Genomic DNA, 26338 nt, shown 5'->3' with positions numbered 1-26338 from the left:
ACGGGTGTCTATACCGGATGGCGTGGCCCCGGCCACGCAAGCGGCAAAGCCAGAAGTCCGAACAACCATGGCGTCTCCAGCTGAACTGTTTCAAAGCGCATTCGCTGCCTTCCAGCAGGGCCGCCTCCAGGAGGCCGAGCGCGGATTCAGCAAGTTCTTGCGCAAAGACCCGAAGCATTTCCCGGCGCTGAATATTCTCGCTATCGTCCTGGTCGCGCTGAAGCGCCATGCCGAGGCCGAGCCGTATCTGAAAGCGGCCCTGCGCATCAATGCGACATCGGATGCCACGTTCTACAACTACGGACTGGTGCTGAAGGCGCTGAACCGGCCGGACGAGGCATTGCAGCGTTTTACGGAAGCGCTGGCGCTCAATCCCGGCAATGCCGAAACGCTGAATAATCGTGGCACGGTTCTGAACGATTTGCGCGACTACCCCGCCGCGCTGGCGGATTTCGATCGCGCGCTGGTGCTCCACCCGCGCTATGCCGCAGCATTCTTCAACAAGAGCAAGTCGCTGGCCGAGTTGAAGCGCTATGACGAGGCGCTTGCAGCCTGCGAGTCGGCACTCGCCTTGCAGCCCGATCTGGCAGAAGCTTGGTTTGGTCGCGGCTACATCTTTGGCCAGATGCAGATGCCGGCAGAAGCGGTGGAGGCCTATGGCCGCGCACGCCAGTTCAATCCGGACATGCCGCTGCTGAAAGGCAACCTGCTGCATCAGAAGATGCTGGTCTGCGACTGGCATGACGCGAATGCGCTGATTGCGGAGATCGAGGCTGATCTCATAGCCGGCAAACTGGCCGCCGAGCCGTTTGGCTGGCAAGGCGTGGCCACTTCGGAACGCAGCCTGCAGCGCTGCGCCGAACTGACCAACGCCTCGCGTTTTCCCATGCAAACTCCACTGCTGCGTGTTTCCCCGACCGGGCCGAATGCAAAAATTCGCGTCGGCTATCTCTCCGGTGAATTTCGACAGCAGGCGACCTCGCTGCTGCTGGTTGGTGTGCTGGAGCAGCACGACAAAAGCGCGTTCGAGATTTTCGCCATCGACAACGGGTATGACGACGGCAGCGACATCAGGCGACGCATCGCTGGCGCCGTGGATGGGATCGTCGATATCTCGACACTGAGCGATCCGCAGGCGGTGGACGCCCTTCGTGCGCAGCGCATCGATATCCTTGTCAATCTCAACGGCTATTTCGGCGAGCAGCGCACCGGCGTATTCGCGCGCAGGGCCGCGCCGGTGCAGGTCAATTATCTCGGCTTTCCCGGCACGCTCGGCGCGGGTTTCATGGATTACATCCTCGCCGATCAGCACGTCCTGCCGCCCGAGCACCGGCAATTCTATAGCGAGAAAGTGGCCTGGCTGCCGAATTGCTATCAGGCCAATGACGATCGCCGGGAGATATCGACGCGTGCATTCACACGTGCCGAGGTCGGCTTGCCTGCGCAGGGCTTTGTGTTCTGTTGCTTCAACAATGCCTACAAGATTACGCCCGATGTCTTCGATAGCTGGACGCGGATTCTCTCAGCCGTTGACGGTAGCGTTCTCTGGCTGCTGGAGGACAGCGCTGCGGCTGTGGCGAATCTGCGCCGCGAAGCAGAATTGCGGGGCATCGACCCCGCGCGTCTGGTCTTTGCCGCGCGCATGCTGCCGGCCGAGCACCTGGCGCGGCATCGTTGTGCGGATCTATTTCTCGATACGTTGCCGTACAATGCGCATACCACAGCGAGCGACGCATTATGGGCTGGATTGCCGTTGCTGACGTGTCGTGGAGAAACCTTTGCAGGGCGCGTTGCCGCGAGTCTTTTGCAGAATCTGGGTGTGCCGGAGTTGATTGCGGCGAAGCGAGATGACTATGAGCGTATGGCGATCGAGCTGGCGGAAAATCCCGAGCGGTTGTCGTCGATCCGGGAGAAATTATCGGCCAATCGTCTGAACATGCCGGCCTTCGACACCCGGCGTCTGGCGCGTGATATCGAAACCGCATTTCACAGGATGTCCGAACGTGCCCGGGCAGGCCTCGCGCCGGGCCATATAACAGTCCCCGTTCACGATAGCGGCCAATAATATATTTGATTGAGCAAATCAGGTATTGCGCTCAACATTCTGGCTCATGTAATATTTTCGTGCGCAGCCGGCAAATTTTTTGACGGCCCTAGGTCTTCAAGGAGACTCGCGCACTCTGCTGTAAATCTCCGAAACCACCGGCAATGCCCTGCCGGTGGTTTTTCGGCTTTTTTGGGCCAATTTCGAGTGGCCCGGCTGGTATTCCATGATTATTGCTAACGCGGAAAGGGCGCGGGAACTGTGTCATGGCGGCACGCCCTTGAATCAGTCCAACCCCCTCTGAAAACGACAGAATTGCTGCCGACCAGATCGGCAGCATGAGATGGAATCTGTCGCAGAGGCGTCCAAATTATGACCTGTTGCCCATCGTTGCATATCAGGACTGACGAGCTATCTGACCGAAATTGCTAGAGATTTCTTGCTTTTTGAGCAAGTTGTGGCTAAAAGCCGCTCATCGTGGAGAGTATGAATAATGGCGCATAACTACGCAATTAATGAGGACGTTCACCACCAGCTGCAGGGGCCGCAGGGCCGTTCCACCATCAAGGAACGCAGCATCTACACCATCACCTCTCGCCTTCCGATCGAAGCCGATGGTCGCCCGCGTTACCGGATCAAGAGCAAGTCCGAGAACATCGAGCGTGTCGTGACCGAAGAGCAGATCAGCCGCCTGGGTTGATCTCGGATCAGCCTTCTTGCTGATCGTACTTGCCGTTTGCTGTCGTCGCCGGGGCCTTGGACCCCGCGACGAAGCAGACCGCCCCAAAGACCCCAACCAGATTCTATCTTGAAGCGGGAAGCTTGGCCGGGGCTGATCTCTACTCGTCCTACTGCGATGGTTGCGGCAAAGCGGCTTCGCACCATATGCTTTGCCCCGAGGGCGGGTACCGAAGGCCACACACGCGATCGTCGCGCCGCACCTCGGCAAAAATGATGTGGTCGGAGCGGGGCGCCCCTTGATCGAAAAACTTGAACTGCTGTTGTCGCTGGCGAAGGAACGGCATTTCGGCCGCGCCGCGGAAGCTTGCGGCGTGACGCAGCCCACCATGTCCACCAGCCTCAAGCAGCTCGAGGACATGCTCGGCGTGATGCTGGTGCAGCGCGGCTCGCGCTTCCAGGGGTTTACGCCGGAAGGCGAACGCGCACTCGACTGGGCACGCCGCATCGTCGGTGATGCTCGCGCGATGAAGCAGGAAATCAACGGCCTCAAGGACAGTCTGTCCGGCGAGATCCGCATTGCCGCAATTCCTACGGTGCTCGGCATGGTCGCCTCACTGACGACGCCGTTTCGTGCGCGGCATCCCGATGTGCGGTTTCGCATCGTGTCCTGCACCTCCACGGCCGTGCTCGGTCTGCTTGAAAATCTCGAAGTCGATGCGGGCCTGACCTACATCGAGAACGAACCGCTCGGCAAAGTGCGTTCGATCCCGCTTTATAAAGAAAGCTACCGGCTGCTGACCTCGCCGGACAGCATGTTCGGCGATCGCAAGAGTGTCACCTGGTCCGAAGTCGGCCAGGTGCCGCTATGCCTGCTGACCCCCGACATGCAGAACCGGCGCATCATTGATCGTGCCCTGAAGTCGGTCGGCGCCGAGGCGATGCCGATGCTGACGTCGAATTCGATTATCGTGCTCTATACACATGTGAAGACCGGCCGTTGGGCCAGCGTGATGCCGGCCAAGCTGGCGGAGACGCTGGGTCTGACCGCCAATGACTCGGTTCGTATGATCCCGATCGTCGATCCTGTGGTGAATTACGGCGTCGGCCTCGTGGTGCCCCAGCGCGATCCCATGACCCCGCTGGTGGCGACTCTGGTCCAGATCGCCCGGGAGGTTGCGCCGTCGCTGGAGGCGTAAGATCTTCGTTTCGGGTGCTGCAATTGCTGCGCTGCAACCAAGCTAACCATTTCAAATTCATCGATTTCGCCGGGTGTCGATACCGTTTCCGTATCGCAGCATGAGACAGCTTTATTGATCTTTGGATCGATTCCAATTTTGATTGGTTCTCCAGTCATAAGATCAATTGAGTACCGGGATGAACGCAGCCTACGAGCCGAATGCTTATGAGCCTTGGAGTGCCGACCGAGGCACCGAGATCATCGAGAGCCTGTCCCATGTGGAAGGCGGCGTGATCGTGATTCTGCATGCGATGCAGGAAGCCTTTGGTTATGTGCCAGAGGCGGCAATCCCGATGATCGCGCTAGCGCGTAACCTGTCGCGCGCCGAGGTCCATGGCGTGTTCACTTTCTACCATGACTTCCGCCACGAGCCGGCCGGCAAGCATGTGCTGAAGATCTGCCGCGCTGAGGCTTGCCAAGCGGCTGGCGGCGATGCACTTGCGGCGCGCGCGGAAGCGAAATTGGGTGTAAAGTTTGGAAACACGACGGCGGATCAGCGTGTTACGTTGGAGCCGATCTATTGCCTCGGGCTCTGCGCCACGGCGCCATCGGCGATGCTCGATGGCCGTCTGGTTGGCCGCCTCGATGAGAAGCGCATCGATGCGCTGGTCGCGGAGGCACAGCGATGACATCGTCTGACAAGACTCTCAAGATCTACATTCCGCGCGATGCGGCCGCCGTTTCAGTCGGCGCCGATGAACTCGTCAGTGCCTTCGAAACGGAGGCTCAAAAGCGCAAGCTTGCAATCGAGATCATTCGCCCCGGTTCGCGCGGATTGCTGTGGCTGGAGCCGATGATCGAAGTCGCGACGCCGGAAGGCCGTGTCGCCTTCGGGCCGGTCGAAGAGAAAGACGTTGCGTCGGTGCTCGATGCGATGGTCGCAAACGGCTCTCACACGCTGCGTCTTGGTGTCGCGGAGGAGATTCCGTGGCTCAAGAAGCAGACGCGTCTGACCTTTGTGCGCTGCGGCGTCGTCGATCCCCGGTCGGTCGAGGATTACATCGCGCATGATGGCTACAGGGGCCTCGCGCGCGCGCTGACGCTGGATAGCGCCGGCATCATTGCCGACGTCACCACCTCCGGCCTGCGTGGCCGCGGCGGCGCCGGCTTCCCGACCGGCATCAAGTGGAAGACGGTGGCCGATACCAAAGCCGATCGTAAATTCATCGTCTGCAATGCGGACGAGGGCGACAGCGGCACCTTCGCTGACCGCATGATCATGGAAGGCGATCCCTTCGTGGTGATCGAAGGCATGACCATTGCCGGCATCGCGGTGGGCGCCACCAAAGGCTACATCTATATCCGTTCGGAATATCCGCATGCCGTCGAGGCGATGAATGAGGGTATCGCTGCCGCCAAGCGCGCCGGTTATCTCGGCGACAAGATTCGCGGCTCGGCGCACGCGTTCGATCTCGAAGTCCGCGTCGGCGCCGGCGCCTATGTCTGCGGCGAGGAGACCTCACTGCTGGAGTCGCTCGAAGGCCGTCGCGGCATCGTCCGCGCCAAGCCGCCGCTGCCGGCGCATAAAGGCCTGTTCGGCAAGCCGACGGTCATCAACAACGTGCTCTCGTTTGCGGCGATCCCGTTCATCCTCGACAACGGCGCCAAGGCCTATGCGGATTACGGCATGGGCCGCTCGCGTGGCACGATGCCGATCCAACTCGCGGGTAACATCAAGTTCGGCGGCCTCTTCGAAGTCGCTTTCGGCATCACGCTGGGTAAGCTGATTGATGATATCGGCGGCGGCACCTTCACCGGTAAGCCGGTCCGCGCGGTGCAGGTCGGCGGTCCGCTCGGTGCCTACTTCCCGCGCGAATTGTTCGACACGCCATTCGACTACGAGGCTTTTGCCAAGCGCGACGGCCTGATCGGCCACGGCGGCATCGTGGTGTTCGACGACACCGTCGATATGTCGAAGCAGGCGCGCTTTGCGATGGAATTCTGCGCCATCGAATCCTGCGGCAAGTGCACGCCGTGCCGCATCGGCTCCACCCGTGGCGTTGAGACCATCGACAAGATCCGCCGCGGCGAACGCGTGGCCGAGAACATCGCCGTGCTGCAGGATCTCAGCAACACCATGAAGTTCGGTTCTCTCTGTGCGCTGGGCGGCTTCACGCCGTATCCGGTGATGAGTGCGCTGAAACATTTCCCCGGAGATTTCGGCCCGGCGCCATCGCGCCTTCAGGCCGCAGAGTAAAGGAGCAACACATGTCGCTCGTTCACGAAATCGATTTTGGTACGCCGCGTTCGAAGTCCGAAAAGATGGTCACGCTGACCATTGACGGGCAGAGCGTCTCGGTGCCCGAGGGCACCTCCATCATGCGCGCCGCCATGGAGATGGGCACGCAAATTCCGAAACTCTGCGCCACCGACATGGTGGATGCCTTCGGCTCCTGTCGTCTCTGTCTGGTCGAGATCGAAGGCCGCGCGGGCACGCCGGCCTCCTGCACCACGCCGGCCATGGAAGGCCTCGTGGTTCATACCCAGAATGCGCGGCTCGCGGCGCTGCGCAAGGGCGTGATGGAGCTCTATATCTCCGACCATCCGCTCGACTGTCTCACCTGCGCCGCCAATGGTGATTGCGAATTGCAGGATATGGCCGGTGCCGTCGGCTTGCGCGACGTGCGTTACGGTTATGACGGCGAGAACCATGTCTTCGCCAAGACCGGTCCGAAGCACAATCACAATTCGCCGGAAGCCTGCGAAAACGATCACTGGATGGCGAAGGACGAGTCGAATCCGTACTTCACATACGATCCCTCCAAGTGCATCGTCTGCTCGCGCTGCGTTCGCGCCTGTGAAGAAGTTCAGGGCACTTTCGCGCTGACGATCTCCGGCCGCGGTTTCGAGAGCCGGGTCTCGCCGGGCATGAGCGAGAGCTTCCTGGGTTCGGAATGCGTGTCCTGCGGCGCCTGCGTGCAGGCCTGCCCGACCGCGACGCTGACCGAGAAGGCCGTGATCGAGATCGGCCAGCCTGAGCACTCCGCTGTGACCACCTGTGCCTATTGCGGCGTCGGCTGTACCTTCAAGGCGGAAATGCGAGGTGAAGAACTGGTGCGCATGGTGCCGTACAAGGACGGCAAGGCCAATCGCGGCCATTCCTGCGTCAAGGGCCGTTTCGCCTGGGGCTATGCGAACCACAAGGAGCGCATCCTCAATCCGATGATCCGCGAGAAGATCACCGATCCATGGCAGGAAGTGTCATGGGATGAGGCCTTCAATTTCGCGGCCAAGAAGTTCAAGGGCATCCAGGCCAAACACGGCAAAGACTCCATCGGCGGCATCACCTCGTCGCGCTGCACCAATGAAGAAGTATTCGTGGTGCAGAAGCTGATCCGCGCCGGCTTCGGCAACAACAACGTCGATACTTGCGCGCGCGTTTGCCATTCGCCGACCGGCTACGGCCTGTCCTCAACCTTCGGCACCTCGGCCGGCACGCAGGATTTCGACTCGGTGGAAGACACCGACGTCGTGATGATCATTGGTGCGAACCCGACCGATGGCCATCCGGTGTTTGCGTCACGCCTGAAGAAGCGTTTGCGCGCCGGCGCCAAGCTGATCGTGGTAGATCCGCGCCAAACCGATATCGTGCGCTCGGCCCATATCGAGGCACAGCACCATCTGCCCCTGATGCCCGGTACCAATGTCGCCGTGCTCACCGCGCTGGCGCATGTCATCGTCACCGAAGGCCTCGCCGACGAGACCTTCATCCGCGAGCGCTGTGACTGGAGCGAGTTCGAAGACTGGGCGGCCTTCGTCGCGCAGCCGACCCACAGCCCCGAAGCCACTGCCATCATGACCGGCGTCGATCCGAAGGAGCTGCGCGCCGCTGCCCGTTTGTTCGCCACCGGTGGCAATGGTGCGATCTATTACGGTCTCGGCGTCACCGAGCACAGCCAGGGTTCGACCACCGTGATCGCGATCGCGAACCTCGCGATGGCGACCGGCAATATCGGTCGTCCCGGCGTCGGCGTGAATCCGCTGCGCGGCCAGAACAACGTGCAGGGCTCCTGCGACATGGGCTCGTTCCCGCATGAGCTGCCGGGCTATCGCCACATCTCGGGCGATGCGGTGCGCGAGCAGTTCGAAGCGATGTGGAACGTCAAGCTCAACAGTGAGCCGGGCCTGCGCATTCCCAACATGTTCGATGCTGCCACGGAAGGCACCTTCATGGGCCTGTACGTGCAGGGCGAGGACATCCTGCAGTCCGATCCCAACACCAAGCATGTGGTGGCCGCGCTGTCGGCGATGGAATGTGTCATCGTCCACGACCTGTTCCTGAACGAGACCGCAAACTACGCCCACGTGTTCTTCCCGGGCTCCACCTTCTTGGAGAAGAACGGCACCTTCACCAATGCCGAACGCCGCATCCAGCGCGTCCGCAAGGTGATGTCGCCGAAGAATGGTCTTGAGGACTGGGAAGTGACCTTGGGATTCGCCAAGGCACTCGGCTACGAGATGTCCTACAACCACCCCTCGGAGATCATGGACGAGATCGCGGCGCTGACGCCGACTTTTGCCGGCGTTTCCTATGCGAAGCTCGAAGAGGTTGGTTCGGTGCAGTGGCCGTGTAACGAGAAGCAGCCTCTGGGCACGCCGATCATGCATATGGACGGCTTCGTGCGCGGCAAGGGCAAGTTCATGCTCACCGAATACATCGCCACCGACGAGCGTACAGGGCCGCGCTTCCCGCTGCTGCTCACCACCGGCCGTATTCTCAGCCAGTACAATGTCGGCGCGCAGACACGGCGCACCGAGAATGTGGTCTGGCATGAAGAGGATCGTCTGGAGCTGCATCCGCATGACGCCGAACTGCGTGGCATCCGCGACGGCGACTGGGTGAAGCTGCAGAGCCGCGCCGGCGAGACGACGTTGCGTGCGCTGCTAACCGAGCGTATGGCGCCGGGCGTGGTCTATACGACCTTCCATCACCCGACCACGCAGGCCAACGTCATCACCACCGAGTTCTCGGACTGGGCCACCAATTGCCCGGAATACAAGGTGACGGCGGTGCAGATCTCGCCCTCGAACGGTCCGTCCGAGTGGCAGAAGGAATATGACGAGCAGGCCCGCCAGTCGCGCCGGATCGCCATGCCCGTCGTGGAAGCCGCGGAGTAGGTCTGGAGACCAGAGATGCACGAGCCGGTTCGCTCAGTCCCCCGCAAGATCTGGCGCCAGTCCGGCGTCAGCGAGGGGTTGCGCGCGGTGCCGGAAGAGACCGCGCTGGCGATCACCTATAATGGCGGCACCTATGCCGTTATGATGGGGACGCCGCAGGACTATCGCGACTTCGCCTACGGCTTCAGTCTGAGCGAAGGCGTGGTCACCTCGATCGACGAGATCGAGAGTTTCGAGGCCGTTGAATTCGACGATGGCGTTGAGCTGCGCATGTGGCTCGCAGGCGAGAAGGCCGAGAGCATCAGCGCGCGGCGCCGGCAGATCGCCGGGCCGACGGGCTGCGGTCTGTGCGGCATCGACTCGATTTCTGAAGCCGTTAAGCCGGCGGCCATCGTCGCGCCCGGCGGCGCGTTCTCCTTCGACCAGATCATGGCGGCGATGGAGACGCTGTCGCCGCTGCAGAAGGTCAACATCCAGACCCGTGCCGTGCACGCCGCGGCGTTCTGGACGCCGGCCGACGGCATCGTCGCGTTGCGTGAGGATGTCGGCCGTCACAATGCGCTCGACAAGCTGGCCGGCGCGCTGGCGCAGGCCAAGGTCGATGCAGGGCAGGGCATGGTCCTGCTCACCAGCCGCGTCTCCGTCGAGATGGTGCAAAAGACGGCTGCCATCGGCGCGCCGCTCATGGTGTCGGTCTCGGCCCCCACCGCACTGGCCATCCGCATGGCGGAAGCCGCAGGCATTACGTTGGCCGCGATCGCGCGCAGCGACGGGTTCGAAGTTTTCACACATCAGCATCGCGTGCGTCAGCACGGCGTCACCGCGGATGCATCAGGGCAAGAGCATGGACACCCACACATCGACGTCGCCTGACCGGCTGATCTATATGGCCAACCAGATCGGCGACTTCTTCAACAGCCAGGGCCACGATCACGCCGTGGCCGGCATTGCCGAGCACATCAAGAAGTTCTGGGATCCGCGCATGCGGAAGAAGATCTTCGAACATCTGGATGCGGGCGGCGCCGGGCTGAAGCCGAATGTGCTCGAGGCGATCGCTTCGCTGAAGAAGTAGCTCGTCATTCCGGGCGCGGGCGCGTCTTCTCGCACGCGAACCCGGAATCTGGACATGGCATGGCGCTGTCGGAGACTCCCATGCTGAGATTCCGGGTTCGCGATCGCCAAGTGGCGCTCGCGCCCCGGAATGACGGTTAGGGTGCCGCGACGAAACCTAACCCGCTTCCTGCGGCGTCTGCGGTTTCAGCGCCAGCGCATGTACCGTTCCCGCGAGTTCCGCCGCCAGCAGTTCGTTGATCATGCGATGGCGGTCGATCCGGCTCTTCCCTTCGAAGGCCTCCGACACAATATTGACCCTGAAGTGGGTTTCACCCTCCGGGCGGTGGCCCATGTGACCGGCATGCAGATGCGATTCATCTGAAACGTCGAGGCTGAGGGGCGCGAAAGCCTCTGTCAGCTTCTTTGTGATGTTATCTTTCATGGTCATGATGGCCGGCTTAGCGGTTCGCCCCACTCACGGTCAATCACGATGTGGCGACCATATTGGTGCGGCGCAGGGCGCCGAATGAGGTAATCGGAATGTCAAGACTTGAAGCTTTTTGCATTGCGTTGTCATAGTCAGCCATGCCCATCGACTCATCCAAATTCTTCGACAGCATCCGTATCAAGCCGAACAAGCTGAGCGCGAAGCAGCAGGCCGCTGCGCGCGAAGAAGCTATTATGTGCGAGTGGCCCGAGTGCAAGAACAAGGGTCCGCACCGCGCGCCCAAGGGCCGTGCGCAGGACAAGGAATACTGGCACTTCTGCCTGAACCATGTCCGCGAATACAATCAGGGCTATAACTTCTTCCAGGGCATGGCCCCGGACGCGGTCGCCAAGTACCAGAAGGACGCGCTGACCGGCCATCGTCCGACCTGGAAGATGGGCGCCAACGGCTCTGCGGACAAAACCAAGGCCGGGCAGCCCGACCTCGACGGCGCGATCGATCCGTTTGCCATGTTCAACGAGATGAACGGCATGGGTATGGGGCGCGGCCGGGCCCGCAAGCCGCAGCAGCCGATCAAGGAAGAAACCCGCAAGATCTTCAATGCCGAGCGCAAGGCGCTGCAAGTCATGGGTCTCGGCCCCAGCGCGACGCTGGACGACGTCAAGGCGCAGTACAAAGCGCTGGTGAAGCAGCACCACCCCGACGCCAATGGCGGCGACCGCTCCACCGAGGACCGGTTGATCGAAATCATCAAGGCTTACAACTACTTGAAGACCGTGGTCCGGGGCTCCTGAGGCGCTCCGAGATTGTCCACGCCCTTGCCAATGTTCGTCGTGCCCGGCCAGCGCGAAGCGAGCTTCGCTGGATGTGCCGGGGCATCCACGTCTTTGGCGGCGAGTGAACAAAGACGTAGGTGGCCGGGACAAGCCCGGCCATGAGGGTCGAGAGCGCTGCCAAACTATTAAGCATAACCCATCGCCGCCTGCTTAATTCGCCTTCCCGCCAGATACCGCCGCAATTCCGCCCGGCCTGAGATCTTCAATCTCTGTTGACCATCGCCGGAACGGAACCTGTTGCTCACGGCCAGTTGCCTTGCGAGCAAGGGGCCTTAAGGCTAATATTTGCGTACGAATAAGGGCTCATTTGTCTTTATTCCTTGGGGTGTCGACGTCCCGTCGGCTGCGGAGCTTGGCTTTGAAACATCGCTCGCTTGTTCGCGCGCTGCTGACGTCGGTCGTACTTGCGACAGGCGTGGTGCTTGCCGGCTGCAACGGCGAAGACATGTCGCTCGCCAGCAATGCCAAGGCGAACCAGCCCGTTCCGCCCAAGCTCGTCGCCGAGATGACTGAAAAGGACATGGACCTGCAGTCGCCGATGCTGGTCCGTGTGTTCAAGCAGGAAGCCGAACTCGAAGTCTGGAAGCAGAATCGCTCCGGCCAGTTTGCGCTGCTGAAGACCTATCCGATCTGCCGCTGGTCCGGCGATCTCGGCCCGAAGGTCAAGGAAGGCGATCGCCAGGCACCGGAAGGTTTCTATGCGATCACGCCGGCGCAGATGAATCCGCGCTCGTCCTACTATCTCTCCTTCAATACCGGTTTCCCCAACGCCTTTGACAAGGCGCTGGGACGCACCGGTTCGCAGCTGATGGTGCATGGCGATTGCTCGTCGCGGGGCTGTTTCGCCATGACCGACGAACAGATCGCCGAGATCTATTCGCTGGGCCGTGAATCCTTCTTCGGCGGACAGCGCTCGTTCCAGTTCGCGGCGTTTCCGTTCAAGATGACGCCGGTCAACATGGCCAAGCATCGCAATAACCCGAACATGCCGTTCTGGAAGATGATCAAGCAGGGCTATGATCATTTCGAAGTGACGCGGCAGGAGCCGAAGGTCGAGTTCTGCGAGAACAAGTATGTGTTCGATCCGGCCGCGCCTGCGGGATCGACCAAGCCGCTGGTGTTCAATGCCTCGGCCAAGTGCCCAGTCTATCAGATCCCGTCCGAGATCGCCGATGCCGTCAGCGCCAAGCAGGCGCAGGATGATGCGAAGATTGCCGAACTGGTTGCCAAGGGCACGCCGGTAGCGCAGCGCCGTCCCGATATCGACGGCGGCATGAACCGCGTCTTCGCCTCCAAGTTGCCCGATGGCGCCACCGGCCTGTCGGATCCGGAGCCGCCGGGCGTGCAGACCGCCGCCTATTCGCGCGCACCGGGCACGATCCCGCCGCACGTCAATCCGCCGAAGGCCAATGCTGCGGGCTCGACGTCCTATTCGGCGTCGCTGTTTGCAGCATCGGAAGAACCCGTCGTCGCCGTGCCCTCCACGCGTGTTGCGTCGGCCTCGTCGGACGGCGGCTTCTTCAGTAATCTCGCCAAGAAGGTCGGTATCGGCGGCTCGGAAACGACCGCGACCGCAACTACGGCGCCAGCCGCTCCCGTGCCGACACCGGCCGCGAAGCCGAAGGCCCTCGCCAGCAAGGCCGCCCCGTCGGCTGCTCCTGCGACGCCTGCTTCTGTAGCTGCAGCGAAGCCGGCCGCTGCACCCGCACCGCTCGTCGCCACCCCACGCCCGCCGCTCAAGCCGACGCTGTCAGCCGAACCATCCACGCCAGCCTCCGGCAGCGGCGCCGGCACAGCCGCGCTGTCAGGCGCAGCCCCGGTCGTGTCCGCGAATTCGTTCACGGACCGCTTCTCGGCGATGCGCTGAGGCGCGCTCGATTTTTCATCCGCTCGATTCGCGCGAATCTGACGATTTTGTTGTCAGCTTTTTCCGTGCTGAAATCCTGACAGGCGACGTCAGATCCAGTCGAGACGATTGCGATGGAAGATCGTCAAAGATACTTCGCGCGCAAATTACGGGCTGAGCCCACCAATGCCGAGCGTGTTCTATGGCCGCGGCTTCGCCATGACATCGCGCTCGCAGGTTCGCATTTCAGGCGTCAGGCGCCGATTGGCTCATTCATCGTCGATTTCGCGAGCCGAAAGGCGAAGCTCGTGATCGAGCTGGATGGTGGCCAGCACGACTGGCAGCGGGAGGCTGATGTGAAGCGCACGGCGTACATCGAGAGGCGCGGCTACCGCGTGTTGCGGTTCTGGAATCACGACGTTTTGGAGAATATCGACGGAGTGCTTCAGGCCATTCAGAGCGTGGTGACCCCCATCCCCGACCCTTCCCCGCAAGGGGGAAGGGAGCACTAATAGCGTCGCCAACTTACTGCGAATTTGAGCAGTGCAGAGCGCGGGACATCTCAAAGACTGTGGTGATCGCTTTCGCCTGAGCCGAACGCTGTGACTCCCTTCCCCCTTGCGGGGAAGGGTCGGGGATGGGGGTGCCGCAGGCGATGAACTATCCGTTCAAACCAACAGCAGCCCCGCTCGCCCAACTCGGCTTACGCATACCGCCCGTGGCAGTGCTTGAACTTCTTGCCGGAGCCGCACGGACAGTCCTCGTTGCGGCCGACCTTGCCCCAGGTGTCCTGGTTGTTCGGATCGCGGGCGACGGCGGGCTGTTGCTGGCCCATCGGTGCCAGCGCTGCATTGGCGAAGGCCATTTCGTCTTCGCCGGTGTTGTAGTCGAGCTTGTGGGCTTCCATGACAGGCAGTTCGGGCTGCACGTCCGGCGGCACGATTTCGACGCGCATCAATTGCGCGGTGACGGCTTCGCGCAGATTGGAAATCATGGCCTCGAACAGGTTGAAGGCTTCCGCCTTGTATTCCTGCAGCGGATCGCGCTGGCCGTAGCCGCGCAGGCCGATGACCTGACGCAGGTGATCCAGCATCACCAGATGCTCGCGCCACAGATGATCCAGCGTCTGCAACAGGATCGTCTTCTCGACGTAACGCATCACGTCGGGGCCCCACTGGGCGACCTTCGCGGCCATGTGCTCGTCGGCCTTCTGCTCGATACGGTTGAGCAGCTCCTCGTCGGCGATGCCTTCTTCCTTGGCCCATTCGTCCACCGGAAGATCGAGGTCGAGCACGCGCTTGAGCTCTTCCTTCAGGCCGGCCACATCCCACTGCTCGGCATACTGGTTTTCCGGCACGTGCTTGGTGACGAGGTCCTCGACGAAGGCGCGGCGCATATCGTTGACGGTCTCGGCGACGCTATCGTTCTGCATCAGGTCGACGCGCTGCTCGAAGATCACCTTGCGCTGGTCGTTCTGCACGTCGTCATATTTCAGCAGGTTCTTGCGGATGTCGAAGTTGCGCGCCTCGACCTTCTGCTGGGCTTTCTCGAGCGCCTTGTTGATCCACGGATGGATGATCGCTTCGCCTTCCTTCAGGCCGAGCCGCGTCAGCATCGTATCCAGACGATCCGAGCCGAAGATGCGCATCAGGTCGTCTTCCAGCGACAGGAAGAACTTGGACCGGCCAGGGTCGCCCTGACGGCCGGAGCGGCCGCGGAGCTGGTTGTCGATGCGGCGTGACTCATGGCGCTCGGAGCCCATGATGTAGAGGCCGCCGGGCTTCTCGACGGTCTTGGCCGGCTTGCTGCCCTTGGCGGGCTCGATCTCGACCACTTCCTTGGCGTTCAGCACGATTTCGCGGAAGCGCTCGATCTCGGCCTTGATCTCGGCGATCTTGGCAACCTTCTCGGCTTCGTCGGCGATATCGGCCGTTTCGATCTGCGCGCGCATCTCGACCGAGCCGCCGAGTTTGATGTCGGTACCGCGGCCGGCCATGTTGGTGGCGATGGTGATGGCGCCGGGGACGCCGGCTTCGGCGACGATATAGGCCTCTTGCTCGTGGAAGCGCGCATTCAGCACCGCGAACAGTTTCGCCGGCTTGCCGGAACGCGCGGCCGCATAGAGCTTGTCCATCGCCTTCGGCTTGGTGAAGTCGATCAGCTTGTAGCCGTTCTTGAGCAGATACTCGCCAAGCACTTCCGATTTTTCGATCGACGCGGTGCCGACCAGCACCGGCTGCATCCGCGCATTGGCGCGCTCGATCTCGGCGAGGATGGCGGCGTGCTTCTCGTCCTGGGTGCGATAGACCTCATCGTCCTCGTCCATGCGGCCGATGCCGACGTTGGTGGGCACTTCGACGACTTCGAGCTTGTAGATGTCGAACAGCTCATCCGCTTCGGTCAGAGCCGTACCGGTCATGCCGGCCAGTTTCTTGTACATGCGGAAGTAGTTCTGGAACGTGATCGAGGCCAGCGTCTGGTTTTCCGGCTGGACCGTCACATGTTCCTTGGCTTCCAGCGCCTGGTGCAGGCCTTCCGAATAGCGGCGGCCCTGCATCATGCGGCCGGTGAACTCGTCGATGATGATCACTTCGTCGTCGCGGACGATGTAGTCCTTGTCGCGGTTGAACAGTGAGTGGGCGCGCAGCGCCTGATTGATGTGATGCACGACGGAGACGTTCTCGACGTCATACAGCGTCTCGCCCTTGAGCTGGCCGGCATCGCGCAGCAGGGTTTCGATCTTCTCCATGCCGGCTTCGGTCAGCGTCACGGTGCGCTGCTTCTCGTCGACTTCGAAGTCGATGACCTTTTCAAGCTTGGGCAGGAAGGTGTCGATGGTGTTGTAGAATTCCGAGCGATCGTCGAGCGGGCCAGAAATGATCAACGGTGTGCGCGCTTCGTCGATCAGGATCGAATCGACTTCGTCGACGATGGCATAGAAGTGCTTGCGCTGGACCATGTCCTCCAGCCGGTACTTCATGTTGTCGCGCAGATAATCGAAGCCGTATTCGTTGTTGGTGCCGTAGGTGATGTCGCAGGCATAGGCCGCCTGGCGCTCGGTATCGTCGAGTCCGTGAACGATCACGCCGGTGGTGAGGCCCAGGAAGCTGTAGATCTGGCCCATCCAGCCGCTATCGCGCTTGGCGAGGTAGTCGTTGACGGTGACGACATGCACGCCCTGGCCGGCGAGCGCGTTCAGATAGACGGCGAGGGTGGCGACCAGCGTCTTGCCTTCGCCGGTCTTCATCTCGGCGATGTCGCCCTCATGCAGCACCATGCCGCCGATCAGCTGCACGTCGAAGTGACGCTGGCCGAGGGTGCGCTTGGCGGCTTCGCGAACGGTGGCGAAAGCAGGAACGAGGAGATCGTCGAGAGTCTTGCCGGCTTCGAGTTGTGCCTTGAACTCGGCGGTGCGCGCTTTGAGCGCATCGTCCGACAGCGCTGCGACCTCAGGTTCCAGCGCGTTGATCGCGGCAACACGCGATTGATATCCCTTGACGCGGCGGTCGTTGGCAGAGCCGAAGAACTTGCGGGCGAGCGCGCCGATCATCACGAAATCCTGTCTTTAGCAATGCGGCCCGAGGGCCGTGGAATGGTGCAGCGGTCGCCCAGCCTCGTCATATCCAAAGTCTGTGGCGGATTGCTGTCTGGACCCCGGTGCGGGAGTGCCAAAAAAGCAAGACCCCGGGAGATGAGTGGGAGCAGGGCAATCAGGGGTTCAATGACCACGGCGCGGCCGAAATCGCGCCTTCGCCACCGGCCCGGTCGGGGAGAGATATGGCCCGTATGGGGGGTTGTCAACGGCGCGAACCTCTCAAGGATTTCATCATTTTGACAGAGTTTTCGCGTTGCCAAGACGGTACGTTTGGGAGAGTGTCCGCCGTCCCCAACAGGCTCTTATCCGAGATAAGGATTTTCCATGACCTTCGTATCGCTCGCCCTGACGCCGGGCCTGCGCCCGGGCCGCACCCTGGCTGCCCTGACCGGCGCCGTTGCGGTGGCCTTTCTCACCAGTTTCCCGGTTTACGCGCAGGATGCCAATCCGGTCCTCGCCAAGGTCAACGGCCAGGAAATCCGCCAGAGCGACGTCACCATTGCCGAGGAAGAGCTCGGCCCGAGCCTCGCCCAGATGGATCCCGCGACCCGGAAGGACAATGTGCTGTCGTTCCTGATCGACATGAAGATCGTCGCCAAGGCTGCCGAGGACAAGAAGATCGCCGATCGTGAGGATTTCAAGTCCAAGCTGGCCTTCGCCCGTAACCGCCTGCTCATGGACAACCTGTTGGCCGTCGAAGGCAAGGAAGCCCTGACCGACGACAACATGAAGAAGGTCTATGAGGACGCGGCCAAGCAGATCACCGGCGAAGCCGAAGTCCATGCCCGCCACATCCTGGTGGAGAGCGAGGCCGAGGCCAAGACGGTCGCCGACGAGCTGAAGAAGGGCGCCGATTTCGCCGAACTCGCCAAGAAGAAGTCGAAGGATCCGGGCGCGGCCGATGGTGGCGATCTGGGTTTCTTCACCAAGGACCAGATGGTGCCGGAATTCTCCGCCGTTGCCTTCGCGCTGGAGCCGGGCAAGATCTCGGACCCCGTGAAGTCGCAGTTCGGCTGGCACATCATCAAGGTCGAGGAAAAGCGCAACCGCAAGGCGCCGGAATTCGACCAGGTGAAGCCGCAGATCGAACAGTATGTCGTGCGCAAGGCGCAGGCCGACTACGTTACCAAGCTGCGTGAAGGTGCGAAGGTTGAGCGTATCGATCAGGCCGCCGCAACGCCTGCTCCGGCGGCACCCGCCGCGCCTGCTGCCAAGGACGCGCCGAAGCCGGCCGACAGCAAGATGGCTCCGGCGAAGAAGTAATTCTGGACTCGAAAAGCCCGCCCTCTGTGGAGAGGGCGGGCTTTTTGCTGCCTGTAACACATACGCTGTCATGGCCGGGACAAGCCCGGGCATGACAGAGTTTTAGTTGCCGGGCTTGGCAGATAATCCCCGGCCGAGCCGACAACGTCTATGCCGGTACGGTCACCCGATAGCGCGGCGCTGGCGTCGCATGACCGAATTTGGTCGAGAGGGCGCGGCGATCTGCTTCGAAGCGGGTCCAGTTCGCGCCGTCCTGCAGGCCCGGAATGGTGACGAGCTCACCCTGGTCGAGGCCAGCCAATGCAGCATCGACCATGTCGTCGGCGCGCATCACCGTGGCCTGATCCATGTTCTGGTGCGGGTAGCCCGCGATGTCCCAGAATTCGGTGGCCGTAGCGCCCGGCAACACTGCCTGCACGCGGATGCCCTTGTCGGCGAGTTCATGCACCAGCGAATGGCTGAAGCTGAGCACATAGGCCTTGCTCGCTCCGTAGACGCCGTTGAGGATTTCTGCACCGATACCGACGATCGACGAGATGTTGATGATCGTGCCTTTGTTGCGCGCGACGAAGCCGGGCACGGCGGCATAGGTCAGCCGTGTCAGCGCGGTGATGTTCAGCGTGATCATGTCTTCCATTTTGTCGACATCGGCACTGAGTAACGGTGCCACCGCGCCGACTCCGGCATTGTTGACCAGCATCGTAATGCTCGCATCGTCGCGCAGCGCGGCTTCGACCTTTGCCAGATCGGCCTTGTTGCCGAGATCGGCGGCCAGCGTGCGGACCGATCGTCCGGTCTCGCTGGTCAGTCGCTTGGCGAGGGCCGCCAGGCGGTCCTGGTTCCGCGCCACCAGAATGAGATCGTAGCCGCGCCTAGCCAGCCGGTCCGCATAGACGGCGCCAATGCCCGTCGAGGCGCCCGTAATCAGTGCCGTGCCCTGATGTGAATTCGTCATTGTCGTTCTCCTGAATGCTCTCGGCCGCAGCGGCCGTGTCAGGAAACCTAGTCTTGCGCTGACATGTCTTAAATGTCATATAAGCGGCGTTTTAGGACGTTCTGTTCTGAGGGAGCGAACACATGCAGCGCATCGGCCTTGTTGTTTCCCCGGGGTGCTCGCCCATCAGCCTTGCGGCGATGTCGGTCTTTGAACTGGCCAATATGCTGACCGATCCGCCCACCTATGATCTGCATGTGTTGTCGGAGCGGGGCGGTCAGGTCGGCACCTCGCTGGGCATGAGTTTGACCACCGAACCGTTCAATGCGTCTGATGCCTATGACACGCTGATCATTGCCGGCGGTCTGACGGTCGAATCCGCGACGCCCGGCCTGATCGATTTCGTTCGACAGGCGCCCAAACATGCGCGGCGTGTTGCGTCCATCTGTATCGGCGCCTTCGTGCTCGCCGAAGCCGGCATTCTCGATCAACGGCGCGCGACCACGCACTGGTTCTATGCGCGCGACATGCAGAAGCAATTTCCGAAAGTGAAGGTCGATGAAGACCGCATCTTCGTGAATGACGGTTCGGTCTGGACCTCGGCCGGCATGACCGCGGGCATCGATCTCGCACTGGCGATGGTGGAGGCCGATCTCGGCGAGGACGTCGCGCGCAACATCGCGAAAAAGATGGTCGTGTATCACCGTCGCGCGGGCGGTCAGTCGCAGTTCTCGGCGTTGCTGGAATTGGCGCCGAAGTCGGACCGTATCCAGAAGGCGCTCGCTTTCGCGCGCGACAACCTGCAGAAGCCGCTGACGGTGAATGATCTCGCCGATGCCGCAAATCTCAGCCCGCGGCAGTTCAGCCGCGCCTTTCACGCCGAGACAGGCCAATCGCCCGCCAAGGCCGTCGAGCATCTGCGGCTAGAGGCCGCGCGGTTGATGATGGAGCAGAGCCGGCATCCCATCGACACCGTCGCGCAGCAGACGGGGTTTGCCGATCGTGACCGCATGCGCCGCGCATTTCTGCGCGCCTATGGCCAGCCGCCGCAGGTGATCCGCCGAAATGCGCGGTCTCAGATGGACGCGTGAGAGAACGTCAGCTCAGCCAATCTTGCGGCCGATATCCAGAAACTTCTGCCGGCGCTGCTGACGAATAGTCGCCGCGTCCATGCCGCGCATGTCGTTGAAGGCCTGGGCGATGGCGTCGCCGGTGATGGCAATCATGGCGGCGGGGTCGCGGTGTGCGCCGCCTGGCGGCTCTTTCAGGATGGAATCGATGACGCCGAAACGCAGCAGATCCTGCGCGGTGATCTTCATGTTGGTCGCGGCTTCCTGCGCCTTGGATGAGTCGCGCCACAGGATCGACGATGCCGCTTCCGGCGAGATCACGCTGTAGATGGCATGTTCCAGCATCAGCACCTTGTTGGCGGTGGCGATGGCGATGGCGCCGCCCGAGCCGCCTTCGCCGATGATCACAGCGACATTGGCAACGCCAAGGCCGAGGCAGGCATCGGTGGAGCGTGCGATGGCTTCAGCCTGGCCGCGCTCTTCCGCGCCGATGCCGGGATAGGCGCCGGCGGTATCGACCAGCGACAGCACGGGAATGTTGAAACGGTCGGCCATCTCCATCAGGCGAACCGCCTTGCGGTAGCCTTCGGGGCGGGCCATGCCGAAATTATGCTTGAGGCGGCTCTCGGTGGTGTTGCCCTTTTCCTGGCCGAGCACGCAGACGCTCTCGCCGCGGAAACGGCCGAAGCCAGCCACCAGCGCTTCATCCTCGCCGAACTTGCGGTCGCCGGCGAGCGGCGTGAATTCGGTGATCAGCGCTTCCACGTAATTCATGCAATGCGGGCGCTGCGGATGCCGCGCGACCTGGGTCTTCTGCCACGGCGTCAGGTTCGCATAGAGCTCGTGCAGCGCGGCGACGGCCTTGTCCTCGATGCGCACGATCTCTTCGCCGATGTCGCTGCCGCTGGCGGCCAGCGTGCGCAATTCATCGATCTTGGAATCCAGCTCGGCAACGGGCTTTTCAAAGTCGAGATAGCTGCGCATGGGTTCGGACATTCACTGGATATGGGAAGGACGGACGGCGGGCGAAACTGCCGGTGCAGGCTTTTCAAGTCAATCGGGGCTGCAAGTCAAGCCGCGAAGGTGTCATTTACTTTGAAAAATCAAAGAGATATTTCAACGTTCAAGCGCCTTTTTATGACGTTTCCATTGCTGTGTTGCGCTTGCGGCGATGCCACCACCAGACGGCGGCACCGGCCAGCACGGCCGCCACGATCACGGCCTGAATCCAGTAATGCTTGGCCTGACCTTCAAGGCCGGCGATGCCGCCATAGCGGTCCAGCACCGACACTGCGAGCACGCCGGGCAACACATGCGCCGGCGCCCAGAGCAATGCTGCGGGGATGTTCACGGCATAGAATTTCGCCGGTGCGGTCCCCAATGCTCCGGCCGTGACCGGCACGAAAGCGCGGATGGGCGGAACGAAGCGGCCGAGGAACACGGCCAGCGTGCCGAAGCGATGGAAGAAGGCCTCGCTCTGCGCCACCACGCCCGGATAATTCGAAAGCGGCCACGCGTCGAGCAGTTGTCGTTGCCGGACATGCCCGATCCAGAATGCGCTCCCGTCGCCGAGCACGGCGCCCGCCACGGCGGCCGCCAGCACCGCCACGAGATCGAGGTCGCCTGCCGGAATCAGGGCGCTCAGCGCCAGAATGACCGTGGTGCCTGGGATGAATGTTCCGAGCACCGGCACGGCTTCCAGCAAGGCAGCGAGGAAAATAGTGAGGTAGCCCAGCCAGGCATGCGCGGCGACAAAATAGGTCAGGGAATCGATGAAGGACGTCACGAAATTCCGATCCGGCGCGGGGTGCCTCAGCCAACTGTGACAGCATATATGATTGAAATGGCCGGCCGCGCCGTTCGATCCCCAAATACCGCTGCAAATTGATCGACCCGGAGCATCGGCTGATTCGCAGGGCAGACTTCCAAAAATTGCCGTTAGAACCTATCTCGATGATAACATTCGGGAACTTTGATGAAGAGCTGGGCTTTGTCCAGCCGCGGCTCTCTGATACGTTCCACAAAGCACCCCATCCGCAGCCATTACTAGACTGGTTTCGGGATATCCGGGACCACGGAGGATTGATGACCGCCGCCTCGACCAAACTGCAAGAAAAGACCGACGCGTTGATTGGCATTCCCGACAAGATGGTGTCGGTGCGCAAATTGTTCGGCATCGATTCCGACCTCGAAGTGCCTGCCTTCTCCGAATCCGATCCGCATGTGCCGGACACCGATCCCGATTACCGGTTCGATCGCGCCACCACGCTTGCCATTCTCGCCGGCTTCTCGCGCAACCGCCGCGTGATGGTCACGGGCTTCCACGGCACCGGCAAATCGACCCATATCGAGCAGGTCGCCGCGCGCCTCAACTGGCCTTGCGTGCGCGTCAACCTCGACAGCCACATCAGCCGTATCGACCTCGTCGGCAAGGACTCCATCGTGGTCCGCGACGGCAAGCAGGTCACCGAATTCCGTGACGGCATTCTGCCCTGGGCGTTGCAGCACAATGTCGCGCTGGTGTTCGACGAATACGACGCCGGCCGTCCGGACGTGATGTTCGTCATTCAGCGCGTGCTGGAAGTCTCCGGCCGCCTGACGCTGCTCGACCAGAACAAGGTGATCAAGCCGCATCCGGCGTTCCGTCTGTTTGCGACCGCGAACACCATCGGTCTCGGTGACACGTCGGGCCTCTATCACGGCACGCAGCAGATCAATCAGGGCCAGATGGATCGCTGGTCGATCGTCACCACGCTGAATTATCTGGCGCATGACGAGGAAGTCGAGATCGTGCTGGCGAAGGCCAAGCACTATCAGAACCCCGAGGGCCGCGACATCGTCAACAAAATGGTGCGCCTCGCGGATCTCACGCGTAACGCCTTCGCCAATGGCGACCTGTCGACGGTGATGAGCCCGCGTACGGTGATCACCTGGGCCGAGAATGCCGACATCTTCAACGATATCGGCTTCGCGTTCCGCGTGACCTTCCTGAACAAGTGTGACGAACTCGAGCGTCCGCTGGTCGCCGAATTCTATCAGCGCTGCTTCAATGCAGAGCTGGCGGAAAGCTCGGTGAATGTGGCGCTGAGCTAAGACGTCTTCTTCCCCTCTCTTCCAAGAGAGGGGAATGCACCTCCGCATTCAATCGGTTGCTCCCGCATGCGCGGTGACGACCCGCGCAAAGGCTGCGATGAGCACGACGACCACCAACAAATTCCGCCCCGGCTCCAAGGAAGCGCCGACCGAGCCGTTCAAGCGCGCGGTGACGTCGTGTTTGCGCGCCATCGCCAAAGCGCCGGAGCTTGAAGTGACCTTCGCGGCCGAGCGGCCGGGTCTCTCACCGGGCAAAGCCCGTCTTCCTGAACCCGCGCGAAAAATGAGCAAGCGCGACGCCGCCATCGTGCGCGGCCACGCGGATTCGATCGCACTCAAACTCGCCTGTCACGATCCCAAGGTTCACCGCAAGCTGATGCCGGGTAATCCGCAGGCGCGCGGCGTGTTCGAAGCCGTCGAACAGGCCCGCGTGGAAGCGCTCGGGTCGCGCCGCATGGCCGGCGTGGCCAAGAACCTCACGGCGATGCTCGACGATCATTTCCATCGCGGCAAGTTCGACGAAATCACCGACCGCGCCGATGCGCCGCTGGCCGATGCGCTGGCGATGCTGGTGCGCGAGCGCCTGACCGGCATGGCGCCGCCGGCCGCCGCGAAGAAGATGGTCGACCTCTGGCGGCCGGTCCTCGAAGACAAGATCAGCGATCGCCTCGACCAGCTCGATCGGTTCGCGGAGAACCAGGCCAAGTTCGGCGATGCCGTGCATGACCTGCTGTCGGCGCTGGAGCTCGGCGACGATCGCAATGCCGAGCCGGATGACGAGGAGAGCGAGGACGACGAGCGCCAGGGCGAAAACGATCAGGCCGGTGCCGAAGGCTCACCGGAGAGCGACGCCTCGCAGGAAATGAGCGCCGATCAGGCGCAGCAGTCGTCCGACGAAATGTCCGACAGTTCGATGGAGAGCGCGCAGGCCTCCGCATCGGACACGTTCGACGAAGACGGCGAGATGGGCGACGACGAAACGCCCGGCGAAGCTACGCGTCCGAATTCGCGCGGCGCGAACGAGCCGCGCGGTCCAGAATATCACGCCTTCGCGCCGAAATTCGACGAAGTCATCGCGGCTGAAGACCTCTGCGATCACGATGAGCTCGAGCGGCTGCGCTCCTATCTCGACAAACAGCTCGCGCATCTGCAGGGCGTGGTCGCGCGCCTCGCCAACCGCCTGCAGCGCAAGTTGATGGCGCAGCAGAATCGCGCCTGGGACTTCGACCTTGAAGAAGGCATCCTCGACCCCGCGCGCCTGTCGCGCGTGGTGACGGACCCGCATCATCCGCTGTCCTTCATGCATGAGAAGGAAGCGACCTTCCGTGATACGGTGGTGACGCTGCTGCTGGACAATTCCGGTTCGATGCGCGGGCGCCCAATCACCGTGGCTGCGACCTGCGCCGATATTCTCGCGCGGACGCTGGAGCGCTGCGGCGTCAAGGTCGAGATTCTCGGCTTCACGACGCGTGCCTGGAAGGGCGGGCAGTCGCGTGAGGCGTGGCTCGGCGCCGGCAAGCCGGCCAATCCCGGCCGCCTCAACGATCTCCGCCACATCATCTACAAGTCGGCGGATGCGCCGTGGCGCCGGGCGCGCAAAAACTTGGGTCTGATGATGCGCGAAGGTCTGCTCAAGGAGAACATCGACGGCGAGGCGCTCGACTGGGCGCACAAGCGCCTGCTCGGTCGTCCCGAGCAGCGCAAGATCCTGATGATGATCTCTGACGGCGCGCCGGTGGACGACAGCACGTTGTCGGTCAATCCCGGCAACTATCTGGAGCGGCATCTGCGCCACATCATCGAAGAGATCGAGACCCGCTCGCCGGTTGAACTGATCGCTATCGGCATCGGCCATGACGTGACGCGCTACTATCGCCGCGCCGTGACCATCGTCGACGCAGAAGAACTCGGCGGCGCCATCACCGAGAAGCTGGCGGAATTGTTCAGCGAAACGGCAGGGCCGGCACCGACCCACGGTCGGCGACGCAGAACGCATTAGGCTTATAGGATGGGTTTTGCTTTGCTCTACCCATCCTCCAGGTCCATCGCTTGACCGCTCATCTCACCCGTCGTCATTTTCTTGCAGTCGCGGCTTCAGCAGCCGCGCTGCCGTCGCGTGCCCGTGCGCAGCCCGTGCCGGTGCCGGCAACGCCATCGGCGCGTGCGCCGGTGTCGATCGAGATCGAAGCGCGGCCGATCCCGGCTTTCGATACGCGCGACCGCGCGCATACAAGGTTCGGGTCGCTGCAATATCGCAGCGGACTGGTCCTGACGTCGCGCTACAAGGACTTCGGCGGCATCTCCGGTCTTCGCCTGGATGACAAGGGTGAGGGTTTCATCGCCATCAGCGACAAGGGCAACTGGTTCACCGGCAAGATCGCCTATAGCGGCGATACCATGGTCGGCATTGTCGATGTCGAGGCGGCGCCGATGCTGGGCGCCGACGGCAGGCCGATCACGGCGCGCGGCTGGTACGATACCGAGTCCATCGCGGTGGACGGGCCGACGGTCTATATCGGCCTCGAACGCGTGCATCAGATCCTGAAATTCGACTTCGGCCGCGATGGCGTGCGCGCCCGGGGCGAACCGATCCCGCAGCCACCGGGCATGCGCAAGCTGCCCAGCAACGGCAGTCTCGAAGCGCTGGTGATGGTGCGCAAGGACAGGTTCAAGTCTTCGCCGCTGGCCGGCATGCTGCTGGCGATCTCGGAGCGCGGGCTCGACAGCGCCGGCAACATCGCGGCCTGGATCATCGGCGGCAAGGCGCCGGCGAACTTCTCGGTTCGCCGCACCAAAAACTACGACATCAGCGATGCGGCGCTGCTGCCATCCGGCGATCTGCTGTTGCTCGAACGCAAGTTCTCGCTGTTCGGCGACACCGGCGTCCGCATCCGCCGCATCCCCCTCGCATCGATCGTACCGGACGCCGTCATCGACGGTCCCACCATCTTCGATGCGGATCTCGGCTACGAGATTGACAATTTCGAAGGGCTCGATGTCCATGTGACGCCGGAGGGCGACACGGTGCTGACGCTGATCTCGGACGATAATTTCTCGATGCTGCAGCGAACCCTGCTGATGCAGTTCACGCTGCTGGAATAGAGTCTTGGTTCTGACGCG

General features: G+C 62.1%; 21 protein-coding genes. 16 read left to right on the top strand and 5 right to left on the bottom strand.

Going from position 1 to position 26338, the window contains the following annotated elements; translation table 11 throughout:
* The first annotated feature begins 67 nt into the window (after window positions 1–67).
* The 8 genes from AC1DUY_RS23835 (at window position 68) to AC1DUY_RS23800 (ending at window position 10152) form a co-directional block, all read left to right on the top strand.
* Complete coding sequence (locus AC1DUY_RS23835) at window positions 68–2065, top strand: O-linked N-acetylglucosamine transferase, SPINDLY family protein (RefSeq protein WP_478117571.1); 1998 nt, start codon at window positions 68–70, stop codon at window positions 2063–2065.
* Between the two features lie 472 nt (window positions 2066–2537).
* Window positions 2538–2744, top strand: coding sequence for a hypothetical protein (locus AC1DUY_RS23830; protein ID WP_068729538.1), 207 nt, complete (start codon window positions 2538–2540; stop codon window positions 2742–2744).
* A 277-nt stretch (window positions 2745–3021) separates the two neighbouring features.
* A complete protein-coding gene (locus AC1DUY_RS23825) occupies window positions 3022–3921 on the top strand; it encodes a LysR family transcriptional regulator (protein WP_068729536.1) in 900 nt (299 codons plus the stop codon).
* A 178-nt stretch (window positions 3922–4099) separates the two neighbouring features.
* On the top strand, window positions 4100–4591 hold the full coding sequence (locus tag AC1DUY_RS23820; RefSeq protein ID WP_089267785.1) for a formate dehydrogenase subunit gamma: 492 nt from the start codon (window positions 4100–4102) through the stop codon (window positions 4589–4591).
* Complete coding sequence (locus AC1DUY_RS23815; protein ID WP_478117568.1) at window positions 4588–6159, top strand: formate dehydrogenase beta subunit; 1572 nt, start codon at window positions 4588–4590, stop codon at window positions 6157–6159. Before AC1DUY_RS23820 ends, AC1DUY_RS23815 begins: the two co-directional genes overlap by 4 nt.
* An 11-nt stretch (window positions 6160–6170) precedes the next feature.
* Complete coding sequence (gene fdhF, locus AC1DUY_RS23810; RefSeq protein WP_478117566.1) at window positions 6171–9080, top strand: formate dehydrogenase subunit alpha; 2910 nt, start codon at window positions 6171–6173, stop codon at window positions 9078–9080.
* A gap of 15 nt (window positions 9081–9095) precedes the next feature.
* A complete protein-coding gene (gene fdhD, locus AC1DUY_RS23805; protein WP_478117564.1) occupies window positions 9096–9953 on the top strand; it encodes a formate dehydrogenase accessory sulfurtransferase FdhD in 858 nt (285 codons plus the stop codon).
* A complete protein-coding gene (locus tag AC1DUY_RS23800; RefSeq protein ID WP_068729526.1) occupies window positions 9925–10152 on the top strand; it encodes a formate dehydrogenase subunit delta in 228 nt (75 codons plus the stop codon). The genes fdhD and AC1DUY_RS23800 overlap by 29 nt, the downstream gene beginning before the upstream one ends.
* Window positions 10153–10308: 156 nt before the next feature.
* Here the strand turns inward: AC1DUY_RS23800 and AC1DUY_RS23795 are convergent, their stop codons facing one another.
* Window positions 10309–10581 (bottom strand): BolA family protein, encoded by a 273-nt coding sequence (locus AC1DUY_RS23795; RefSeq protein ID WP_184512230.1) that lies wholly within the window; start codon window positions 10579–10581, stop codon window positions 10309–10311.
* Between the two features lie 137 nt (window positions 10582–10718).
* Here AC1DUY_RS23795 and AC1DUY_RS23790 point away from each other — a divergent pair, with 137 nt between their 5' ends.
* From AC1DUY_RS23790 to AC1DUY_RS23780, 3 genes are all read left to right on the top strand, one after another.
* Complete coding sequence (locus AC1DUY_RS23790) at window positions 10719–11375, top strand: J domain-containing protein (RefSeq protein ID WP_089267780.1); 657 nt, start codon at window positions 10719–10721, stop codon at window positions 11373–11375.
* A gap of 400 nt (window positions 11376–11775) precedes the next feature.
* Window positions 11776–13284 carry a L,D-transpeptidase family protein gene (locus AC1DUY_RS23785; protein ID WP_320445788.1) on the top strand — a complete coding sequence of 503 codons (1509 nt, stop codon included), beginning with the start codon at window positions 11776–11778 and terminating at the stop codon, window positions 13282–13284.
* 113 nt (window positions 13285–13397) lie between these two features.
* On the top strand, window positions 13398–13775 hold the full coding sequence (locus tag AC1DUY_RS23780; RefSeq protein ID WP_320445787.1) for an endonuclease domain-containing protein: 378 nt from the start codon (window positions 13398–13400) through the stop codon (window positions 13773–13775).
* Between the two features lie 191 nt (window positions 13776–13966).
* Here AC1DUY_RS23780 and secA read toward each other — a convergent pair whose 3' ends face one another.
* Window positions 13967–16813 (bottom strand): preprotein translocase subunit SecA, encoded by a 2847-nt coding sequence (gene secA / locus AC1DUY_RS23775; protein ID WP_478117560.1) that lies wholly within the window; start codon window positions 16811–16813, stop codon window positions 13967–13969.
* Window positions 16814–17182: 369 nt separating this feature from the next.
* On the opposite strand from secA, the gene AC1DUY_RS23770 reads away from it, so the two are divergent.
* The gene (locus AC1DUY_RS23770; protein ID WP_089267776.1) at window positions 17183–18121 is read left to right on the top strand and encodes a peptidylprolyl isomerase; all 939 of its coding nucleotides are present in this window, start codon (window positions 17183–17185) and stop codon (window positions 18119–18121) included.
* 148 nt (window positions 18122–18269) lie between these two features.
* On the opposite strand, the gene AC1DUY_RS23765 is transcribed toward AC1DUY_RS23770, so the two are convergent.
* Window positions 18270–19076, bottom strand: a complete 807-nt coding sequence (locus AC1DUY_RS23765) for an SDR family NAD(P)-dependent oxidoreductase (protein WP_478117557.1) — start codon at window positions 19074–19076, stop codon at window positions 18270–18272.
* A gap of 122 nt (window positions 19077–19198) precedes the next feature.
* Here AC1DUY_RS23765 and AC1DUY_RS23760 point away from each other — a divergent pair, with 122 nt between their 5' ends.
* Window positions 19199–20146 (top strand): GlxA family transcriptional regulator, encoded by a 948-nt coding sequence (locus AC1DUY_RS23760; protein WP_478117555.1) that lies wholly within the window; start codon window positions 19199–19201, stop codon window positions 20144–20146.
* A gap of 12 nt (window positions 20147–20158) precedes the next feature.
* Here AC1DUY_RS23760 and AC1DUY_RS23755 read toward each other — a convergent pair whose 3' ends face one another.
* On the bottom strand, window positions 20159–21121 hold the full coding sequence (locus AC1DUY_RS23755) for an acetyl-CoA carboxylase carboxyltransferase subunit alpha (protein WP_093757526.1): 963 nt from the start codon (window positions 21119–21121) through the stop codon (window positions 20159–20161).
* Window positions 21122–21260: 139 nt separating this feature from the next.
* Window positions 21261–21911 carry a DedA family protein gene (locus AC1DUY_RS23750; RefSeq protein ID WP_478117552.1) on the bottom strand — a complete coding sequence of 217 codons (651 nt, stop codon included), beginning with the start codon at window positions 21909–21911 and terminating at the stop codon, window positions 21261–21263.
* Window positions 21912–22210: 299 nt separating this feature from the next.
* Between AC1DUY_RS23750 and cobS the strand changes: the two genes are divergently transcribed.
* The 3 genes from cobS (at window position 22211) to AC1DUY_RS23735 (ending at window position 26320) form a co-directional block, all read left to right on the top strand.
* A complete protein-coding gene (gene cobS / locus AC1DUY_RS23745; RefSeq protein ID WP_068729504.1) occupies window positions 22211–23218 on the top strand; it encodes a cobaltochelatase subunit CobS in 1008 nt (335 codons plus the stop codon).
* A gap of 97 nt (window positions 23219–23315) precedes the next feature.
* The gene (gene cobT, locus AC1DUY_RS23740) at window positions 23316–25217 is read left to right on the top strand and encodes a cobaltochelatase subunit CobT (protein ID WP_093758161.1); all 1902 of its coding nucleotides are present in this window, start codon (window positions 23316–23318) and stop codon (window positions 25215–25217) included.
* A gap of 50 nt (window positions 25218–25267) precedes the next feature.
* Complete coding sequence (locus AC1DUY_RS23735) at window positions 25268–26320, top strand: esterase-like activity of phytase family protein (RefSeq protein ID WP_478117549.1); 1053 nt, start codon at window positions 25268–25270, stop codon at window positions 26318–26320.
* Window positions 26321–26338 lie beyond the last annotated feature (18 nt).

The organism is Tardiphaga sp. P4_G1, assembly GCF_056401215.1.
This window is presented reverse-complemented; position numbering and strand designations above follow the sequence as displayed.

Excerpts from the sequence above, each read along its gene's own strand:
- AC1DUY_RS23760 (WP_478117555.1), top strand. The coding sequence starts at position 19,199 with ATGCAGCGCATCGGCCTTGTTGTTTCCCCGGGGTGCTCGCCCATCAGC.
- AC1DUY_RS23795 (WP_184512230.1), bottom strand. The coding sequence starts at position 10,581 with ATGACCATGAAAGATAACATCACAAAGAAGCTGACAGAGGCTTTCGCG.
- AC1DUY_RS23755 (WP_093757526.1), bottom strand. The coding sequence starts at position 21,121 with ATGTCCGAACCCATGCGCAGCTATCTCGACTTTGAAAAGCCCGTTGCC.
- AC1DUY_RS23790 (WP_089267780.1), top strand. The coding sequence starts at position 10,719 with ATGCCCATCGACTCATCCAAATTCTTCGACAGCATCCGTATCAAGCCG.
- cobS (WP_068729504.1), top strand. The coding sequence starts at position 22,211 with ATGACCGCCGCCTCGACCAAACTGCAAGAAAAGACCGACGCGTTGATT.
- AC1DUY_RS23830 (WP_068729538.1), top strand. The coding sequence starts at position 2,538 with ATGGCGCATAACTACGCAATTAATGAGGACGTTCACCACCAGCTGCAG.
- AC1DUY_RS23770 (WP_089267776.1), top strand. The coding sequence starts at position 17,183 with ATGACCTTCGTATCGCTCGCCCTGACGCCGGGCCTGCGCCCGGGCCGC.
- cobT (WP_093758161.1), top strand. The coding sequence starts at position 23,316 with ATGAGCACGACGACCACCAACAAATTCCGCCCCGGCTCCAAGGAAGCG.
- AC1DUY_RS23815 (WP_478117568.1), top strand. The coding sequence starts at position 4,588 with ATGACATCGTCTGACAAGACTCTCAAGATCTACATTCCGCGCGATGCG.
- AC1DUY_RS23780 (WP_320445787.1), top strand. The coding sequence starts at position 13,398 with ATGGAAGATCGTCAAAGATACTTCGCGCGCAAATTACGGGCTGAGCCC.
- AC1DUY_RS23765 (WP_478117557.1), bottom strand. The coding sequence starts at position 19,076 with ATGACGAATTCACATCAGGGCACGGCACTGATTACGGGCGCCTCGACG.
- fdhD (WP_478117564.1), top strand. The coding sequence starts at position 9,096 with ATGCACGAGCCGGTTCGCTCAGTCCCCCGCAAGATCTGGCGCCAGTCC.
- fdhF (WP_478117566.1), top strand. The coding sequence starts at position 6,171 with ATGTCGCTCGTTCACGAAATCGATTTTGGTACGCCGCGTTCGAAGTCC.
- AC1DUY_RS23820 (WP_089267785.1), top strand. The coding sequence starts at position 4,100 with ATGAACGCAGCCTACGAGCCGAATGCTTATGAGCCTTGGAGTGCCGAC.
- secA (WP_478117560.1), bottom strand. The coding sequence starts at position 16,813 with ATGATCGGCGCGCTCGCCCGCAAGTTCTTCGGCTCTGCCAACGACCGC.
- AC1DUY_RS23800 (WP_068729526.1), top strand. The coding sequence starts at position 9,925 with ATGGACACCCACACATCGACGTCGCCTGACCGGCTGATCTATATGGCC.
- AC1DUY_RS23835 (WP_478117571.1), top strand. The coding sequence starts at position 68 with ATGGCGTCTCCAGCTGAACTGTTTCAAAGCGCATTCGCTGCCTTCCAG.